This is a genomic window from Ornithinimicrobium cavernae (assembly GCF_003121625.1).
Lineage (GTDB): Bacteria > Actinomycetota > Actinomycetes > Actinomycetales > Dermatophilaceae > Ornithinicoccus > Ornithinicoccus cavernae.
This window is the reverse complement of the sequence record NZ_QDDJ01000019.1, coordinates 52,391-70,198: the sequence shown is the minus strand read 5'-3', so window position 1 is coordinate 70,198 and position 17,808 is coordinate 52,391. Positions and strand designations below refer to the sequence as shown.

Annotated in this window: 16 protein-coding genes; 2 read left to right on the top strand and 14 right to left on the bottom strand. The window is 68.2% G+C overall.

Features of this window, described 5'->3' with window-relative positions; genetic code table 11:
- Positions 1 to 7: 7 nt before the first annotated feature.
- Genes DA085_RS19105 through DA085_RS19085 form a run of 5 tightly spaced genes read right to left on the bottom strand, consistent with a single transcriptional unit; the run spans position 8 to position 4,926 of the window.
- Entirely contained in the window at positions 8 to 850 is an 843-nt protein-coding gene (locus DA085_RS19105; RefSeq protein ID WP_109474584.1) for a substrate-binding periplasmic protein, read from the bottom strand.
- Positions 851 to 902: 52 nt separating this feature from the next.
- A complete protein-coding gene (locus DA085_RS19100; RefSeq protein WP_109474583.1) occupies positions 903 to 1,556 on the bottom strand; it encodes an amino acid ABC transporter permease in 654 nt (217 codons plus the stop codon).
- Entirely contained in the window at positions 1,553 to 2,197 is a 645-nt protein-coding gene (locus DA085_RS19095) for an amino acid ABC transporter permease (RefSeq protein WP_109474582.1), read from the bottom strand. The genes DA085_RS19100 and DA085_RS19095 overlap by 4 nt, the downstream gene beginning before the upstream one ends.
- Positions 2,194 to 2,949, bottom strand: coding sequence for an amino acid ABC transporter ATP-binding protein (locus DA085_RS19090; RefSeq protein ID WP_109474581.1), 756 nt, complete (start codon positions 2,947 to 2,949; stop codon positions 2,194 to 2,196). The genes DA085_RS19095 and DA085_RS19090 overlap by 4 nt, the downstream gene beginning before the upstream one ends.
- A 27-nt stretch (positions 2,950 to 2,976) precedes the next feature.
- A complete protein-coding gene (locus DA085_RS19085) occupies positions 2,977 to 4,926 on the bottom strand; it encodes an oxidoreductase (RefSeq protein WP_161958570.1) in 1,950 nt (649 codons plus the stop codon).
- Positions 4,927 to 5,104: 178 nt separating this feature from the next.
- On the opposite strand from DA085_RS19085, the gene DA085_RS19080 reads away from it, so the two are divergent.
- The gene (locus DA085_RS19080; protein ID WP_161958569.1) at positions 5,105 to 6,028 is read left to right on the top strand and encodes a LysR family transcriptional regulator; all 924 of its coding nucleotides are present in this window, start codon (positions 5,105 to 5,107) and stop codon (positions 6,026 to 6,028) included.
- Here the strand turns inward: DA085_RS19080 and DA085_RS19075 are convergent.
- From DA085_RS19075 to DA085_RS19065, 3 genes are all read right to left on the bottom strand, one after another.
- A complete protein-coding gene (locus DA085_RS19075; protein ID WP_109474578.1) occupies positions 6,009 to 6,992 on the bottom strand; it encodes an ornithine cyclodeaminase family protein in 984 nt (327 codons plus the stop codon). The two genes, DA085_RS19080 and DA085_RS19075, sit on opposite strands and share 20 nt — an antisense overlap.
- A 51-nt stretch (positions 6,993 to 7,043) precedes the next feature.
- Positions 7,044 to 8,213 (bottom strand): Glu/Leu/Phe/Val family dehydrogenase, encoded by a 1,170-nt coding sequence (locus DA085_RS19070; protein ID WP_237565615.1) that lies wholly within the window; start codon positions 8,211 to 8,213, stop codon positions 7,044 to 7,046.
- A gap of 71 nt (positions 8,214 to 8,284) precedes the next feature.
- The gene (locus DA085_RS19065) at positions 8,285 to 8,917 is read right to left on the bottom strand and encodes a TetR/AcrR family transcriptional regulator (RefSeq protein WP_109474577.1); all 633 of its coding nucleotides are present in this window, start codon (positions 8,915 to 8,917) and stop codon (positions 8,285 to 8,287) included.
- 132 nt (positions 8,918 to 9,049) lie between these two features.
- Here DA085_RS19065 and DA085_RS19060 point away from each other — a divergent pair, with 132 nt between their 5' ends.
- Positions 9,050 to 10,231 (top strand): acyl-CoA dehydrogenase family protein, encoded by a 1,182-nt coding sequence (locus DA085_RS19060; RefSeq protein ID WP_109474576.1) that lies wholly within the window; start codon positions 9,050 to 9,052, stop codon positions 10,229 to 10,231.
- Positions 10,232 to 10,283: 52 nt separating this feature from the next.
- On the opposite strand, the gene DA085_RS19055 is transcribed toward DA085_RS19060, so the two are convergent.
- The 6 genes from DA085_RS19055 to dctP form a co-directional block, all read right to left on the bottom strand.
- The gene (locus tag DA085_RS19055) at positions 10,284 to 11,765 is read right to left on the bottom strand and encodes an FGGY-family carbohydrate kinase (RefSeq protein ID WP_109474575.1); all 1,482 of its coding nucleotides are present in this window, start codon (positions 11,763 to 11,765) and stop codon (positions 10,284 to 10,286) included.
- A 30-nt stretch (positions 11,766 to 11,795) separates the two neighbouring features.
- Positions 11,796 to 12,770 carry an aldo/keto reductase gene (locus DA085_RS19050; protein ID WP_109474574.1) on the bottom strand — a complete coding sequence of 325 codons (975 nt, stop codon included), beginning with the start codon at positions 12,768 to 12,770 and terminating at the stop codon, positions 11,796 to 11,798.
- A 51-nt stretch (positions 12,771 to 12,821) separates the two neighbouring features.
- A complete protein-coding gene (locus DA085_RS19045; protein ID WP_109474573.1) occupies positions 12,822 to 14,864 on the bottom strand; it encodes an oxidoreductase in 2,043 nt (680 codons plus the stop codon).
- A gap of 29 nt (positions 14,865 to 14,893) precedes the next feature.
- The gene (locus tag DA085_RS19040; RefSeq protein ID WP_202619325.1) at positions 14,894 to 16,177 is read right to left on the bottom strand and encodes a TRAP transporter large permease; all 1,284 of its coding nucleotides are present in this window, start codon (positions 16,175 to 16,177) and stop codon (positions 14,894 to 14,896) included.
- Positions 16,174 to 16,725, bottom strand: coding sequence for a TRAP transporter small permease (locus DA085_RS19035; protein WP_109474572.1), 552 nt, complete (start codon positions 16,723 to 16,725; stop codon positions 16,174 to 16,176). The genes DA085_RS19040 and DA085_RS19035 overlap by 4 nt, the downstream gene beginning before the upstream one ends.
- 69 nt (positions 16,726 to 16,794) lie before the next feature.
- Complete coding sequence (gene dctP / locus DA085_RS19030) at positions 16,795 to 17,757, bottom strand: TRAP transporter substrate-binding protein DctP (RefSeq protein WP_272914505.1); 963 nt, start codon at positions 17,755 to 17,757, stop codon at positions 16,795 to 16,797.
- Positions 17,758 to 17,808: the final 51 nt, after the last annotated feature.

The window sequence follows — 17,808 nt, the reverse complement described above, 5'->3', positions numbered from 1 at the left end:
TCCCCGGTCAGTCGCCGATGAGGCGGGCCTCGCCGGGCTCCGCCGCCGACTTGTCCAGGTCGTGCTCGACGAGGATCTCGGCCAGCCGGCCGCTCTCCCGCAGCTCGGCGATGTCCTCGTTGATCGCGGTGAGCAGGCCCTCGCTGCCCTTGGGCACCGGGAAGCTCGACTGGGCACCCTCGGTCGAGGCGGCGACCTCCTCGAAGCTGTCGGCCACCACCACCTCGACGTCCTCACCCTCGGTGTTGAAGACGCCCGAGCCGTAGCTGTCGATGGCGTAGTCGATGCGGCCGGCGTTGAGGTCCTGGTACATGTTCAGCGGCGAGTTGTAGATGCTGAGCGAGTCGCCCAGGTAGGCCTTCATGTCGGCGACCCAGAGGTAGCCGTCGACGGTGCCGACCTTCTCACCCTCCAGCTCGGGGATGGCGGTGGGCGCGACCTCGCCGACGATGGCCATCTGGTCGGTGTAGATGGGGTCGCTCAGGTCGACGATCTCGGCCCGCTCGGCCGTGCGGTACCAGTCACCGGCCGCCACGTCGGCGCGTCCGGCCTGGACCGCAGGGATGATGGCGGCGGCCGCGGCCGACATCACCTCGATCTCCAGGCACTCCATCGCGGCGATCTCCTGGAGGATCACGCCGTCGACACCGACCAGCTTGTCGCCGTCGATCCGGGTGAACGGCGGCAGGTCGTAGGCCGCGACCGTCAGCTTGCCGTCGCTGATCGTCTCGAACTCGTGGGCGGGCTGGCAGTCGTCGGGGACGGACCCGGCCTCTGACCCGCCGCCGCACGCGGCGAGCAGGGCTGTGCTGGCGGCCAGGGTGGCTGCCATGACAGTGCGCTTGGACATGAGTTTCTCCTCGGGTTGGGCGGTGCGGGTCGGGGTCTGTGGGTGGTCGGGTCTAGAGGTGGCGGGACAGGCGCAGCTCGACGCGTTCGGTCAGCATGCTCATCGGCACGGTGATGGCGACATACATGAAGCCGGCCAGGGTGAGCACGCTGAGATAGCGGAAGGTGGAGGACCCGATCGAGTAGGCGGTGGCCAGCAGCTCGGGAAGCGCGATGGTGTAGGCCAGAGCCGTGCCCTGGAAGATGAGGATGGAGAAGCCCATGAGCGAGGGCACCGCCACCCTCATGCCCTGGGGGATGACGATGAAGCGCAGGGTGTCGAACCGGGACATGTTGAGGGCCTCCGCCGCCTCGACCTCACCGGCGGGCACCGACTGCAGGCCACCGCGGATGATCTCGCTGGTGTAGGCCGCGGTCGTCAGGGTCAGCCCGAGGGCGGCGGCGGTGAAGGAGGCGAACGACACCCCGAGGCTCGGCAGGCCGAAGTACACCAGCTGCAGCATCACCAGCGCCGGCATGCCACGGCCGATCTCGACCAGGACCACGGCGACCGAGCGGACCACCCTGCCTCCCGAGCCGTTCGCGATGGCCAGGGCCAGACCGATCGGGATCCCCACGCCGAGGCTGATGGCGGCCAGCCGCAGGCTGACGAGCAGCCCCTGGAGCAGCTGGGGGAAGTAGGTGCCCCACTCGCTCAGGACAGTCATCGGGCCACCCTCCTCCGGAGCCGGGCGTTGAGCGTCCGTGCTCCCCAGGCGCTGAGCACCGAGAGCAGGATGTAGACGGCGGCGACGGTGAGGAACGGGCCGATGGCGTCCGTCGTCGCGCGCGACTCGGAGCTGGCGAAGTAGAGCATCTCGTTGACCCCGATCGTGAAGGCGATGGACGAGTCCTTGAGCAGTCCGATGCCGTAGGTCGCGACGGCGGGCACCGAGACGCGCACGACCTGCGGGCCGACGATGCGCGACATCATGTCGGGGGTGGACATGCCGAGGGCCATCGAGGCCTCGTACTGGCCCTGGTTCACCGCCGCGAGACCACCGCGGTAGATCTCGGCCAGGTAGGCCGCGGAGATCGCCCCCATGCCCAGGATGCCGGCGGTCAGCGGCCCGAGACGCACTCCCAGCGAGGGCAGCCCGAAGAAGATGAGGAACAGCCACACGATCGGCGGTATGCCGCGCAGCACCTCGATCAGCAGCCGCACCGGGAGGCGGATGAGGGCGACCGGGGACCGGCGGAGCAGCACCAGCGGGATGCCGCCCAGCGCCCCGAGCGCGAGGGCTCCGGCCGTGAGCACGAGGGTGGTCGGGAGCCCCTGCAGGATGGACAGGAGGACCTCGGGTGTCACCGGTCCAGCACCGCCCGCAGGAAGCGCCGCGTCCGGGCGTGGTGCGGGTCGGAGAAGATCTGCTCCGGCTTGCCCTGCTCGATGATCCCCCCGTGGGCCATGACGATCAGGTGGTCGGAGACGTCCCGCGCGAACTGCATCTCGTGGGTGACGACGACCATCGTCATCCCCTCGGTGGCGAGCTCCCGCATCACGGCCAGCACCTCCAGGCCCAGCTCGGGGTCCAGGGAGCTGGTCGGCTCGTCGAAGAGCATCACCTCCGGGTCGAGCGCGAGGGCCCGCGCGATGGCGATGCGCTGCTGCTGACCACCGGAGCAGCGGCTGGGGTACTGCGCCGGCTTGTCAGCCAGGCCGACCCGCTCGAGCAGCTCCATGCCGCGGGCCTCGGCCTCCGCCCGGGACCGGCCGAGCACGCGCTCCTGGGGCAGGGCGACGTTGCGCAGCACGGTCAGGTGCGGGAACAGGTTGAAGGACTGGAACACCATGCCCAGCGACCGTCGCAGCTGCTTGACGTCCTTGGGTCTGATCGGCGCCGAGGCGTCGATGGTGGTGTCCTGGACCCGGAAGCGTCCTCCGTCCGGTTTCTCCAACAGGTTGAGGCAGCGCAGCATGGTGCTCTTGCCCGCGCCGCTGGGGCCGATGACAGCGGCGACCTCACCCTCGGCGACCTGCAGGGTGACGTCATCCAGGACGACGTGCTCGCCGTACTGCTTGCGCAGCGACTGGACGTCGATGACGGGGTGCGGTTCCATGCGGGACTCCTCGGGTGGCATCAGGTCTCAGGGCACCTGGGCGGGTGTGGGTCGCAGGGCATCGGTGGCGTTCTTGGCGTCGGCGGTGGCGTCCGCGACGCGGCGGGGTCTCAGGAGGTCACCGATGAGCAGGGGGTCGAGGCCGGCCGAGCGCAGCTCCGCGCGCAGGGAGGTGTCCGGGTCGCCGCCGGCCCAGGCGACGACGACGTCGGCCGGCACCCGCGTGGCGGGGCCGCCGAAGACCCCGTCGAGCACCACCTCTCCGTTCTCGGCCCGCACGGGCCGGACCCGCTCGATCGTCGGGATCCCCTGCTCGGCCAGGTGCCGGAGCATCGGGACCAGGGTGTTGATGCCCTCCCCCTCGCCGACGTGGATCCGGGGGGTGGTCAGCACCACCTCGGCGCCGGTCGAGGCGAGGTAGTCGGCGATGAGGGCCCCGTCCAGCTCTCCCACGCCGTCGTGGACCAGGACGCGTCCGGACACGGCGCCCTCGTCGAAGGCGGTGTCCGGGGTCAGCACCTCGACGCTGCCGTCGCCGGGGAGGGCGACCGGCGCGGCCGGGGCACCGGTCGCCAGGACGACGGTGTCCGGCGCGAGGGCGGTCACGCGCGTGGCGTCCGCCGCGACACCGAGCCGGACGTCGACGCCGAGCTCCTGTAGCTGGCGCTGCTGCCACCGCAGCCACTTGGTGAACTCCCGCCTGCTCGGCGCCCTGCCCCACTGGGCCATCCGGCCACCGAGCACCAGGGACCGCTCGAGGAGCGTCACGCGGGCGCCCCGGACGGCCAACCGGCGCGCAGCCTCCAGGCCCCCGGGTCCTCCACCGACGACGACGGCGCTCTGCCCGTCCAGCCTGGGGGCGGCGGTGAGCGCACCGGAGTCGGCGACGTCCGGGTTCACCAGGCAGGTGAGCGGCTTGCGCAGCATCAGGGAGTTCACGCAGACGCTGGCACCGATGCAGGGGCGGACGTCCGCCGTGCGCCCCGCGCGGGACAGGGGCAGCAGCTCGGGGTCGGCGATCTGGGCACGCACCATGCCCACCAGGTCGGCGTCCCCGGAGGCGATGAGGTCCTCGGCGAGGTCCAGGGTGAGGATGCGACCCACGGCAGCGACGGGCACGGAGCTGACGTGCTGCTTCACGGTGCGGACGACATCGCGGAACAGGCCCGGCCGGGCGGGCGTCGGCGGCCAGTGCCGGGTGCGGGCCTCCAGCCGGTTGTTGTTGCCCACCATGATGCTGAGGTAGTCGACCCGGTCCTCCAGGGCGGCCGCGATCCGGCCCGCCTCCTCCGGCTCCAGACCGCCGGGTACCAGGTCGTCGGCCCCGAGCCGGACGCCCAGGACCAGGTCCGGTCCGATCGCCTCCCGCACCGCGTCCAGCACCTGGACGGGGAAGGTGAGGCGGCGCTCGAGGTCGCCACCGAACTCGTCGTCGCGGTGATTGGTGAGGGGCGAGAGGAAGGCGGCCAGCAGCAGGCCGTGCGCCATGCTGATCTCGACCCCGTCGAGCTCACCCCGACGGCACCGGTCCGCGGCCCGTGCGTACTCCCCGACGATCCGCTCCAGCTGGTCCGGGGTCGCGGCAACGGCGACCTGCCGGCTCACCTCCGAGAAGTCACGGGAGGGCCCGATGACCTCCACGCCCTCGAACTCGGTCGGACCGGGGTGGGCGAGCTGGGCGATCATCCGGCCGCCCTCGGCGCGCACGGCCTCCCCGAGACGCTGGTAGCCGGGGACGATGGACTCGTCGATGTTCCACAGGCAGATGTCCGCCCACTCCACCGACGGTGCGATCGGGGTGGCTCCGGTCACCTGCATGGCGGCACCGGCACGGGCCCGCTCCCGGTGGTACGCGACATACCGGTCCGTGACCTGGCCGTTGGACGCCAGCCCCGGCTGGTGGGCAGGCAGGTACACCCTCCCGGGGAGAGTGAACGGTCCGACCGTGATGGGCCGGTCGACCTGCCGCTGTGTCACGACGCCTCCTTGAGTCGATGCGGACCGGGCCGCGATGCCCGGTCCCCAGTCACCCTGCCCGGCTGACCGCGCCGGCGAAAGGCATCGAGGCGCAGGATTGGTCGGGGTGGCATAAGAGGTCCTTAACCTTGCCTGGTCGTCAGGGGGCCGGGAGGTAACCTGCCCCATGCTCAATCCCGTGCACCTCCGCACCCTGCACACCGTGCTGCGCACCGGGTCGTTCGCCGACGCCGCACGTCAGCTCAGCTACACCGGGTCCGCGGTGTCCCAACAGATCACGGCGCTGGAGCGCCAGGTGGGCACCACGTTGTTCGAGCGGGAGAGCCAGGGCGTGCGGGCCACCCCGGCCGCGCACTTCATCGGAGAGCGCTCCCTCGACGTGCTGGGACGGCTCCAGGCCCTGGAGGACGACATCGCCCTGCTCCGCGAGGGTGGCACGGGCCGGCTCCGGCTGGGGAGCTTCCCCACGGCCAGCGAGCGCCTCCTCCCGGAGGCCCTGTCCCTGTTCCGTCAGGAGCGCCCCGACGTCCAGGTCCGCCTCGACGAGGGCGAGGAGTCCGAGCTGACGCCGCTGCTGACGGCCCGGGAGCTCGACGTGGCGATCATGTACCGCTACGGCCTGGTGCCCCGACGGCACCCGCGGGGCTTCCGCACCGAGCGGCTGCTGGTGGAGGACCTCATCGTCCTCATGCCGACCGACCACGCCCTGCTGGGCGGCTCGGCGTCCATCACCATGGACCAGCTGGAGCAGGAGACCTGGATCACGCCGCGGCTCGGCACGCCCGGGGCCGCCATGATGCGCCGGCTGTGCGCCAACGCCGGCTTCCTGCCCGACATCGTCTACCGCACCAACAACTACGCCACGGCAGGCGGGCTGGTCCGCGCCGGGATGGGGATCGCGCTGGTCCCGGCCCTCGGTCACACCCCGCAGAGCGGGGTGGTGGGGCTGCGGCTCGCGGACCACGGTGCGCACCGTGAGGTGATGGCTGTGCGTGCACCCGCCACGACGGAGGGTGCGTGGCGCAGCATGGTGCAGGCCCTGCACCGTGCTGCGGCGACGCTGGCCGACAGCGCTCCGGGCGTCAGTCTCCCCACGGCATGAGGTGCCCGAGCCCGGCCTCGCGGGCGGCCGGCAGCAGGGCGGCTGCTGCCGCGGCGTCCTGGGCACCCAGGCCGACCGTGGTGTAGACCACCAGCTGGTCCGCAGTGGTCCGACCGGGGGCGTCCCCGACGAGCACCTGGCCCAGGGTGCAGACCTGGTCATCGCTGAGCAGGCCCTCGGCCAGCGCCCGGGCGACCGGCCCGGCGTCCGTGCGCGCCGTCTCCAGGTCGTCCACGACGATGACATCCGCCCGCTCCAGCACGTCCTGGTCGTACTCGTGCCGGTCGGGGGCGAACGAGCCGACGCTGATGAGCGTCGCCCCCGGAGCCAGCCAGGACCGCTCGAGGACCGGTGTCGCGCTCGTGGTGCAGGTGATGACCAGGTCGGCGTCACGGACGGCTTCCTCGGCCGAGGGCGCCCCGCTCACGTCCACCCCGGTCTCGGCGCCGAGATCGGCAGCCACCTGTGCGGTGTGCTCGGCGCGTGGCCCCCACAGCCGCACCTGGCGCAGCGCGTGGGTGTGGTGCAGGGCCCGGACGTGCGCGACGCCCTGGGTGCCGACGCCGATGACTGCCAGCGTCTGCGCGGTCCCGGCCAGCGCCTCGGCGGCGACCGCGGAGGCCGCAGCGGTGCGGATCTCGGTGATGCTGGTGCCGTCCATGAAGGCTGCCGGCCTGCCGGTCGTCTCATCGAGGACCACGATGACCGCGTGGATCGCGGGGAGGCCGCGGCTGCTGTTGCCCGGGTTGACGCTGCCGAACTTGCTGACCGCTGGCCCGTCCGGACGGATCCGTGCGGCGTAGCAGAAGGAGACGTCAGGGCCGGTCCCCGGCACGAGCAACCGTGGTGGGAGCACCGCCTGGCCGCCGCCCAGGGCCCGGAAGGCCTCCCGCTGCGACTCCACCGCCAGCGGCACGGTGAGGACCTCGCGCACCTCGCGCTCGTTCAGGACCAGGATCGACATCACGGTCTCCTTCGTGGACGGAGGGCTGTCTCCTTCGGTTGTAAGGAGAGCTCAGCGGACCAGCTGTCCCCGCAGCTGCATGGCCTCCCGCACGCGCGCCTGCGCCAGGAGCCGGGCCGCCTCGTGGGTATGCACCCCGCGCCGGGCGCCCTCCTCGAGCACGGTGGTGGCGTTGGCCCGCATCTTGGTCGAGATCATCTCCAGGACCCCCGCGGGATCCACGGTGAAGGCGGACCGCCGGGCGTCCATCGAGTGGGCGGCCGCGACCACCCCACCGGCGTTGGCGATGAAGTCCGGCACCACGGCGACACCGCGCTCGTGCAGGATCTGCCGGGCCTCGGGGGTGGTGGGGAGGTTGGCACCCTCGACGATGAGCGAGGGCGTGATGCGCCGGGCGAGGTCCTGGTCGATGACGTCCTGCAGGGCCGCGGGGACCAGGATGTCGGCGTCGACCTCGAGGACCGCGGCGGGGTCGGTCACCGCTCCGTAGGCGGTGACACAGTCGTCGCCGTGCTCACCGCGCAGCTCCACGAGCTTCGCCACGTCCAGGCCATCGGGGTCGGTGACGGTGCCGGTCGCGGTGGCGACCGCGACCACCACCGCACCGAGCTCCGAGAGCCGTTGGGTCGCGGCCTGCCCGACCGCGCCGAAGCCCTGCACGGCGACCCGGGCACCGGCCATCGGGACGCCGAGGGTCGCAGCCGCGGCGTCGGCGGCCTCGGCCACACCGAAACCGGTCACCCCGAGCTGGTCGTAGGGCAGCCCGCCCAGCGCGCTGGGCAGCCCCACGGCGGCACCGCGGTCGCCCAGCTCATCCATCAGGATCGCCGCGTCCCGCTCGGTGAGGCCCACGTCCAGCCCGAAGACGTACTCCTCCGGGACCTCGTTCCGCAGCGCCCTGGCGAAGGCGCGCAGGACGGCCTCCTTGTCGCCCGAGCGGGGGTCCCCCACGAGACCCGCCTTGGCACCACCGAAGAACAGGTCGACGGCGGCCCACTTCCACGTCATGGCCCGGGCGAGCCGCGCCACCTCGCCGACGCTCAGGTCCACGCGCATCCGGGTGCCCCCCTTGCCCATGCCGCGCGCGGTGTTGTCGATGACCAGGACGCCCTTCATGCCGGTGCGTCGATCGGACACGCAGACAACCTTCTCCGGACCCCACTCATCAACGAGGTCGAACACGTCACTCACCGCGGCTGCTCCCTTGGACCGTTCGGGCATGTGCGCTCCATCGTGGGCGCCAGCGCCACCCTTGGCCAGGCCTGCCAGGGCTCGCGTCTCGGGGGCCGCCGTTAGCGATCCTTATCGCTGTCCGGCGCTTCCGGCTCCAGGCCCCGGATCAGGCTGCGGATGCCGAGCTCGAAGCTGTCGCGGTCGATCCGCTCGGCCTGGTCCCTGAGCCGGTGCGCCTGCGTCAGGTGCGGGTAGCGGTCCAGGTAGACCTGCACGTCGTCAGCGAACCCCGAGGCGAAGGGGGTGGAGGCCGCCCCGATCACCAGGTACTTGACCGCCCCGGAGATCTCGGTGGCCCGGCGGGGCGACCACCCCGCGCGCAGCAGGCCGCCGTGGACGGCGTCGGCCATGGCGAGGAACTCGGTGCGCTGCTGCGTGCCCGACGCGATGAGCGGCACGGCGTTGGGGTGGGCGTGCAACGCGGCGCGGTAGGACCGTGCCCACACCAGCAGTCCCCGGCGCCAGCCGTGCTCGAAGCCCGTGGTGTCCACGTCGGCGACCAGGAGGTTGGTCACGGCGTCGAGGACCGCGCTCTTGGTGTCGTAGTGGCCGTACAGCGACGCAGCGCGCACCCCGAGCACCTCGGCCAGCCGCCGCATGGACAGCGCCGGCAGGCCCTCCTCGTCGATCAGGGTGAGGGCGGCGTCCCGGATCCTGTCGCGACTCAGCAGCGCACTGGGCGGGCGGGCCATGGTCAGCTCCTCCTTCTCCGGGGCGGGCGGGTGGCACCACCGACCGGGGGCTGACAACCTTACCGAACGCTGTTAGGTTTAGCCGCACCAACGCACGACACCCGCAGACCACCACTTCGGACGGAGACCCGGATGCCCCGGACGCAGACCCCCACCCGACCCCTGGAGCTCTTTGCCACGGATCACCTCGTCTCCGAGGAGGACCGGGCCATGCAGGCCACGGTGCGCCGCTTCGTCGACGACCGCATCAGGCCCGAGATCGGCGCCTGGTTCGAGACCGGCACGATGCCCGCGCGTGAGATCGCCCCGGAGCTGGGCCGACTCGGCCTGCTCGGCATGCACCTCGAGGGGTATGGCTGCGCGGGCACCAGCGCCACGGCATACGGCCTGGCCTGTCTGGAGCTCGAGGCCGGTGACTCCGGACTGCGCTCCCTGGTCAGCGTCCAGGGGTCCCTCGCCATGTTCGCGATCTGGAAGCACGGCTCGGAGGAGCAGAAGCAGGAGTGGCTGCCTCGCATGGCAGCCGGTGAGGCGATCGGCTGCTTCGGCCTCACCGAGCCCGACTTCGGGTCGAACCCGGCGGACATGCGCACCCGGGCGACCCGCGACGGGTCCGACTGGGTGCTGCAGGGCACCAAGATGTGGATCACCAACGGCTCGGTGGCCGACGTGGCCGTCGTGTGGGCACAGACCGACGACGGCGTCCGAGGCTTCGTCGTGCCCACGGACACCCCGGGCTTCTCCGCACCCGAGATCACCCGCAAGCTGTCGCTGCGCGCCTCCGTGACCAGTGAGCTGGTGCTCGACAACGTCCGCCTCCCCGACTCGGCGGTCCTGCCCGGGGCCAAGGGTTTGTCCGGGCCGCTCTCCTGCCTGAACGAGGCCCGCTTCGGGATCGTGTTCGGCGCGCTCGGCGCGGCCCGGGACTGCCTGGAGACGGCGATCGACTACGCACAGGGCCGGGAGATCTTCGCGCGTGCCCTGTCCTCCTACCAGCTGACCCAGGCCAAGTTCGCCGACATGGCCCTGGAGCTGGGCAAGGGCATGTTGCTGGCACTGCACCTGGGGAGGCTCAAGGACGAGGGACTGCTCTCTCCCCAGCAGGTCAGCCTGGGCAAGCTCAACAACGTCCGCGAGGCGATCGCGATCGCCCGCGAGTGCCGCACGGTGCTCGGCGCGGCCGGGATCACCCTGGAGTTCCCCATCCTGCGCCACGCCAACAACCTGGAGTCCGTCCTCACCTACGAGGGCACCTCCGAGGTCCACCAGCTGGTGATCGGTCAGGCACTGACGGGCCACGCCGCCTTCCGGTGAGATTCAGCCCTCGCGACTCCAGCCCTTCGGCGTGGGTTGTCGTGCGACTCCCTCAGGGAGTTAGCTCGTTCACGATGTGCTTGGTCGACGGGTAGAGCTGCGCGTAGAGGTTGAACATTTCCTCGTACCGTTCGTGGGTAGACCCGTCGGGGATGACCCGCTCAGCAACTGTGGCCCAGTTGGTGCCAGGCGGCACGAGGCCGACCCCCGTCGCCGCCAGCAGGGCATCGCCGTAGCTCGCACCGATAGTCTGCGCAGGCACCTCCTGCTCGAGTCCGCAGACATCGCTGACGATCTGCGTCCACAGTCGTGCCGTCGTACCACCGCCGACCGCCACGGCACGTCGCACATAGTCACCACCGTCCTGCATGACCTCGAGGATCTGTCGAACGCCGTAGCCCACACCTTCGTAGGCTGCCCGGTAAAGGTGCCCTCGACCATGACGCAGGGTCAGACCTGCGATGACGCCGCGTGCCTTTGCGTCAAAGACGGGAGTTCGCTCACCCGCGAAGTACGGCAGCACAAGCAGACCCTCGGCCCCCGGAGGCACCTGACCGGCTTCGTAGGCAAGCTGGTCAAATGGGACATCGCCCGTGAGACGCCGCACCCAGGCGGTGAGACTGCCTGATGTCCCCATCCCCGCAGCCATGGTCTGCTGTCCCGGTTCCACGCCGTTCGTCTGCCAGAGCAGCGGGTGGACGCGAGGCACGTCGGGAACGTGAATCATGAACATCGTCGAGCCGTACATCACCATCAGGTCGCCCGGGTTCCGCACACCGGCGCTCCACGCCTCCGCCCAGGCATCGATGGTTCCCGTCATTACCGGTGTTCCTCTGCGCAAACCTGTCTGTGCAGCGGCCTCCTCCGTCACAGTGCCTGCCGTCTCACCTGGCCACGCCAGACGAGGCATCTGGAGATGCTCGGCAACGTCGGTCGCCCAATCCGTCGCCCAGGACGAGCGACGGATGTCGTATAGCGGGTCGCACTGGCTCGCCGTGTGGTGGTCCATGACGTACTCGCCGGTGAGGCGCGAGACCGCGAACGAACTTGAGCCGTACCAACGGTTGGCACGCCTGAAGTTTTCGGGCTCATGTCGGCTGGCCCACAGCATCTTGGGCCCTACTGCCTGGGTTGACAGCAACTTTCCGCAGCGTCTGAGGATGGCGTCGTGTCCGAACCGTTCCGTCAGCTCCTCAATCTCGGCGGTAGCGCGGAGGTCGATCCCGTAAAGGATCGCCGGCCGAACCGGCTTGTCACCCTCACAGAGCAGCAGGCATGGCCCGACGCCGCTGACGCAGACGGCGGCGACCTCTGCACCGCTCGTCTGCGCCAGGAGTTCCTGACAGAGGGCCACGACGTCGGCCCACCACACACCCTCTGCGTCGAACTCGGCCCAGCCTGGGCGCGGCAGCGACATGTCGTGGTGTCGCGTCGCTTGAGCCATCACCTCGCCGGTGGGCGTGGTGAGCACGCCCTTGCTGCTGCCGGTGCCGAGGTCGATGCCGAGGAGCAGATTGGGCACTGCCTCAGTCATCTCCTGCTGCGATGGGGCCTCCCGGGGAGCTCATCGACTGAATCCAGACAGCGAGCGCGGCGTGTAGTGCTTCTCTAAGCGCTGAACCTCGTCCTCCGCGAGCTGGACGTTCAGGGCTGCCACAGCATCGTGGATGTGCTGGGGCTTGGTCGCGCCGACGATAGGTGCCGTGATGCCCGGGCGGGTCGCCACCCATGCCAGGGCAACTTGGGCCATAGGGATCCCCCGCGCGGCGGCGATGGCCTCAACCTCGTCGATGATCTGCTCGTCCTCGGCGACGTACAACGAGTGACTGAAGGGGTCCAGCCGACTCCGGTTGCTGTCCGCGTGGAACGGCTTGGCGACACGCCCGCGTGCCAACGGGCTCCACGGGATGACAGCGATCCCCTGGTCCTGGCACAGAGGGATCATCTCCCGCTCCTCCTCGCGGTAGAGGAGGTTGTAGTGCGGCTGCATGCTCGAAAAGCGGGTCCAGCCGTGCCTATCGGCCAGGTAGAGCGCTTTGGCGAACTGCCAGGCGAACATCGATGACGCCCCGATATACCTCGCCTTCCCAGCTTTGACGACGTCGTGCAGCGCCTCGAGCGTTTCCTCGATCGGGGTGGTTGGGTCCCACCGGTGGATCTGATAGAGGTCGATGTAGTCGGTGCCCAGTCGGCGGAGGCTGTTGTCGATCTCTGTCATGATGGCCTTGCGGGACAGGCCACCACCATTTGGTCCAGGACGCATCGGGGCGTGCACCTTGGTGGCGATGACAACTTCCTCGCGTCGCGCGAACTCGTTTAGTAGTGTGCCGACGACCTCTTCGCTGGCGCCTCCGGAATACACGTTCGCCGTGTCGAAGAAATTGATGCCGGCTTCGATTGCCTGCTTGAAGAAGGGGCGGCTTGCATCCAGGTCCAGAGCCCAGTCATGCGTAGCAGCCTTCGGGTCGCCATAAGTCATGCATCCCAGCACGACTCGGGACACGTCCAGACCTGTTCTACCCAGCTTCACGTACTCCACTTTTGTCTCTCCTCGTCTTCAGGGTGTGCACGGCGGTTATCCGCCGCTTGTTCAGATCGGCATACAGAGGCGGACTGCGTCATACATGGCTGCATGCACGTTTCTACTTGCCACAGCGTCACCGATCCGGAAGAGCTGGAAGCCTCCCGCGGGGTTGCGTTCCAGCGTCTGGGGACGCAGCTCGACGAAGGCCGCCTGGTCCAGGACTCCGTTGTTCAACGAGTGCGGCTTCAGCGCCTCGTAGAGGTCGTCATTCGGCGATGTTCCTTGCTCGACGACCACGTGATCGACTAGGCGCTGCAGTCCCGGCCCGTTGTACTCGTTTTCCAACGTTGCCATCAGCAGACCATCGGCTGCCCGACTCACTTCTGTCAGGCGGTGCCCGAGGGTTACCCGGACGTCCTTCTCTGCGAAGTTCCGCAGGTACCCAGGTGAGGTGAGGGGACCGACTTCGGGTGCGATGGTGCGCCCGCCGGTCACGTACTCGAGTCTCGCCCCCTGGTCGAGGAGCTTCTCCGCAGCATCTAGGCCGGCGTGACCGCCGATAGCGTCGAAGAGCAGGACCTGGCCTGTGATTCGGCTGCCACCGGACATGACGTCCCACGTGTCGTCGACCAGGTCCTGTCCCTGCCGGAGGGACGTCGCGTTCGGCAACCCGCCAGTCGCCACGACGACGATCTCCGGGTCGAGGGCAAGGATGTCCGTCTTCTCTGCCAGGACTCCGCACCGGAGCTCAACTCCCAGGTGTGCTAGTTCTGCGACCCGCCAGTCAACAATCCCGATGAGGTCTCTACGACGGGTGGACCGCGCTGCGATGGTCAGTTGCCCACCGGGCTCCGTGTTGGCTTCGAGGACGATGACATCGTGTCCTCGTTCGCCCAGGATCCGGGCGGCCTCGAGGCCGCCCGGTCCAGCTCCCACGACCACGCAACGACGCCCAGGTGTATCGCTGCGCGGTACGACGTGGGGAATGGTCGCCTCCCGACCCGTGGCGACGTTGTGGATGCACTTGCTGTCGCCAGTGCGGTGCAGTGCGTCGAGACAGTAGGTGGCTCCCACACAGGGACGTATCCGGTCGGCTCGTCCATCGGAGATCTTGCGGACGAGGTGCGGGTCTGCCATCTGCGCCCTGGTCATCCCGACGAGGTCGACCAGTCCTTCCTGGACTGCATGGCGGGCGGTCTCAACGTCCGCGATACGTGCGGCATGCATGACCGGCACGTCGAGTGACCGCTTGACCAGGCCGGCAAAGTCTAGGAACGGTGCCGACGGTGTGCCCATGGGCGGGATCACTGCCGCCAGCCCCTCATCGTCTGCGATCGTTCCCTTGATGACGCTCAGGAAGTCGATTCCTTCACCGATCAGCGTCCTCGCTGCAGCGAGCCCGTCATCCGGCTGCAGGCCATCCGGATGCCCCTCGTCAACCGCCATCCGCAGGCCCACGATGAACTCTTCTCCGACCGCCGAACGGATCGCCCGAACAACGGCGCGCGGGAACTCGAGCCGAGCCTGGGGGTCGCCGCCCCATTGGTCGTCACGGTGATTGGTGAGCGGGGAGAGGAAGCCGTCGAACAGGTGGCCGTAGGACTCGATCTCGATACCGTCCAAGCCCGCTTCCTGGCAGCGCGAGGCTGCCGATGCGTAGTCGGCGATGACTCGCTCAAGATCCCAGTCCTCCGCCACCTTCGGCACGGCGCGGTGGAATGGCTCGGCGATGGCGGACGGGGCCAGCGCAGGTAGCCACTCGCCTGTGTAGTGACTCGTGCGGCGACCCAGGTGGGTCACCTGGATCATGACTGCCGCCCCCTCGGAGTGCACGTCCTCGGCGAGCTTGCCGAGCCAGTCGACGACCTCGTTTCGGTGAAGGACGAGGTTGCTACCAAAGGACGACGGGCTGTCTGGTGAGACCATCGACGTGCCGATCATGGTGAGCGCGCACCCGCCACGAGCCTTCTCCAGGTGGTAGAGCCGATAACGATCCTTCGGCATCCCGTCCTCACCGTACGCCGGCTCGTGAGACGTGCTCACAATCCGGTTGCGCAAGGTGAGGTGCTTCAGTTGGAACGGCTGAAGCAGGGGATCGTTAGATGACATGGGAGTCCTCCTGTCGTCGGTCCGACGGGTTAGTTCGCACCAAACCACGAAGGAAGAGCGGTGGTCAGCGGCGGAAAGAGAATGATCAACAACAAACACAGGACAAGTCCTGCGAAGAATGGCAGGAAGGCGCGAGTGAACTCCCCTATTCGGACTCCGGTAATCGCCGCGACGGTGAAGGTCACGGTCCCGACCGGTGGCGTGACACCGCCGATGCTGAACGTCAGCACGAGAACGAGGCCGAAGTGCACCGGATCGATACCCAGGCCAGCGCCGATCGGAGCCAGGACCGGAATCAGAATGATCATCAGGGACAGTCCCTCCATGAATGTTCCAAGGAACAGCAGGAGGGCGCAAACGGCGAACATGAACACGATGGGGGAAACCGATGCGGCAGAGAGTATGCCCTGCAGTGTCTCAGGGATCCTTTCGTAGGAGACCATGAGGCCGAAAGCGCCTGCCGCAGCGACGATGAGCATGATCATGGCGGTTGTCAGGGCCGCCTCACGCAGGATGGAGGGCAGGTCCCGCCATGTGATCTCTCGGTAGCCGAAGAGCGCAACGATGAGGACGTAGATGACAGCGACCGCGCCGAGCTCCGTCGGGGTGAAGATGCCCATCCGCAGGCCGACGAGCAGCAGAACCGGCATGAGAAGTGCCAGCGCAGCAACTCGGGCACCTTGTCCGATCTCGCGCAATGATGCGCGGTGTGGCCGGGACGGCGCGAACCCGTGGCGCCGTGCCATCAGGTAGACCGTCGTCATCATGAGGATGGCGAGCACAGCGGCCACACCGATGCCGGCGACGAAGAGGTCACCGATGGAGACGTTGGCCATAACGCCGTAGATGATGAGGCTGATGCTCGGCGGAAGGAGCGGCGAGAAGATGCTCGACGTGGCCGTCAGGGCACTGGCGAACCCGTTGGTGTAGCCCTTCCTGCGCATGACCGGAACAAGGACCTTGCTGTCGATCGCCGCGTCGGCGCTGGCAGACCCCGACATCCCGCCGACCATGACGCTGTTCAGGACGTTGACCTGGGCCAAACCACCCCTGAAGTGACCGACCAGGGTGTCAGCAAAGCCGATGAGCCGCTCGGCGATGCCGCCGCGCGCCATGATCGTTCCGACGAGGACGAAGAAGGGCACAGCCATGAGGGGAAATGAGTCCAGTGCCGTGATCATTCGTTGAGCGACGATCGTCTCGAGGCTAGGTGTGATGAAGAAGTAGGTCAGTGACGTCGCTAGCATCGCGAAGGCGATGGGTACTCCGACCGCAATGAGCGCAAGCAACACAAGGACCATCAGGAAGATCACGATGAAACCGTCCCTCGCTCGGCGGCCCCGATACCCAGCTCGAGTTCATCGTGCTCGCCAAACGTCTCCCTGTCCCCCGAGTAGGAGCGGCCGGCCACTCCCCTGAGCGCCTGCACGAGTTGGAGGGTCGCGTGGAACAACATGCCTGCCGCAGCCACAAGCACCGCAGCTCCCACGTAGCGCCGTGAGAGACCCGTCGCGGGGAGATCGGTAAAGTGCGTTGTGGCGACGAAGAGGGACGCCTGCCACGTCAGCATCGTGAGCACCGTGCCAACCACGAGAGCTGTGACTGCGTCGAGGATCGCCCGGTATCGCCCGCTGACGTGCTGATGCAGGATATCGATAGTGACATGCCGCCGCCGGCGCATCACACCGATGGAGGCTAGGTAGACCAGCCAGATGAAGCAGATCTGAGCAATTTCTGCCGCCCAACGGATCGGGTGGTCGAAGGCGTATCGACCGACGACATCTGCTGACAGCAGGCAAACCATGAAGGCAAGCAGAACTGCTGGAATGTCGTCCTCAACGGTGCGAACGAGTCGGGTCATGGCTTCCTCCTTCGGATCTTCTCGTGAGTGAGGGACCGAGCGCCCACTGGACACCTCGGCACTGCCCGCTCATGAGTCTCCGGCTGCTGCCCGGACCTCGTCGACCAGGCCCGGCTCCCAGTTTGGAGAGTTGGCGTAGAACTCCTCTGCGATCTCCCGAAACGCGGCTACGTCGATCTCGTGCACCTGGACGCCGCCGTCCTTCATGGCCTGAATGTTCTCTTCAGTCAGGTCCGCGTGGCGCTGAGCGGCTTCCTCACCAGCGGCTTGAAACTCTTCCACCAGGATCTGCTGGTGCTCCTTGCTGAGGTTCATGAACGCGTCGTTCCCCATGGCGTAACCGAGCCACGGACGGATATGTCCGGTCCGAGTGAGATGCTTGGCTACTTCGTGCCACTTGGCGGCGTAGATGGCGTTGGGAGAAGACTCCGCCCCGTCGACCACTCCCTGCTGGAGAGCGCCATATGTCTCGCCGTATGTCAAGTTGGTCGGAGTGACCCCGAGTGGGGAAAACGTTTGAACCCAGGCGTCCAGTGGGGGTAACCGCAGCTTGGTCCCATTGAGAGACTCGGGTGTCGTGTATGGCGCATTCCCGATGATATCTCTCGGAGCATCGAACCAGTTGAGCGCCAGAATGCGCAAGTTAGCCTCGGAGGCAAGAGTTTCAGTCCACTCGCCAAAGAGCTCGGACTTACTGAACTCGTTTGCCTGCTCGACGTCATCGAAGAGCCAAGGGCCGCTCAAGATGCCCATCTCTGGCACTCCCTGCTCAGCCGCCCCAGAGGCATCCACGAACACAATGAGATCTCCGCCGGAAACCGCTTGTTCAACGACGTCAGCGTTTGTCCCCAACTGGTTATCCGAGAAGACCGACAAGTCAAGCTGTCCATCAGTCCGCTCCCGGATGCTGTCCGCTGTTTCCTCGAGCACCTCGTGCTCCACAGAGTCATTAAAGTAGCCGTGGGCAACGCGGATTGTGATTGGCGTGTCTGCTCCTGCCTCATCGTTCGTCGACGAACATGCGGTCAACATCATGCAAAAGGCTGTTGTGGCCGCAAGAGGGTACGTTAGACGCCGATCCTT

Bases quoted from the DNA above. Each gene is read 5' to 3' on its own strand.
- DA085_RS19065 (WP_109474577.1), bottom strand. From the start codon at position 8,917: ATGGCCCGCCCGCCCAGTGCGCTGCTGAGTCGCGACAGGATCCGGGAC.
- DA085_RS19035 (WP_109474572.1), bottom strand. From the start codon at position 16,725: ATGACCCGACTCGTTCGCACCGTTGAGGACGACATTCCAGCAGTTCTG.
- DA085_RS19090 (WP_109474581.1), bottom strand. From the start codon at position 2,949: ATGGAACCGCACCCCGTCATCGACGTCCAGTCGCTGCGCAAGCAGTAC.
- DA085_RS19060 (WP_109474576.1), top strand. From the start codon at position 9,050: ATGCCCCGGACGCAGACCCCCACCCGACCCCTGGAGCTCTTTGCCACG.
- DA085_RS19075 (WP_109474578.1), bottom strand. From the start codon at position 6,992: ATGTCGATCCTGGTCCTGAACGAGCGCGAGGTGCGCGAGGTCCTCACC.
- DA085_RS19100 (WP_109474583.1), bottom strand. From the start codon at position 1,556: ATGACTGTCCTGAGCGAGTGGGGCACCTACTTCCCCCAGCTGCTCCAG.
- DA085_RS19045 (WP_109474573.1), bottom strand. From the start codon at position 14,864: ATGTCATCTAACGATCCCCTGCTTCAGCCGTTCCAACTGAAGCACCTC.
- DA085_RS19070 (WP_237565615.1), bottom strand. From the start codon at position 8,213: ATGCCCGAACGGTCCAAGGGAGCAGCCGCGGTGAGTGACGTGTTCGAC.
- dctP (WP_272914505.1), bottom strand. From the start codon at position 17,757: ATGTTGACCGCATGTTCGTCGACGAACGATGAGGCAGGAGCAGACACG.
- DA085_RS19055 (WP_109474575.1), bottom strand. From the start codon at position 11,765: ATGACTGAGGCAGTGCCCAATCTGCTCCTCGGCATCGACCTCGGCACC.
- DA085_RS19105 (WP_109474584.1), bottom strand. From the start codon at position 850: ATGTCCAAGCGCACTGTCATGGCAGCCACCCTGGCCGCCAGCACAGCC.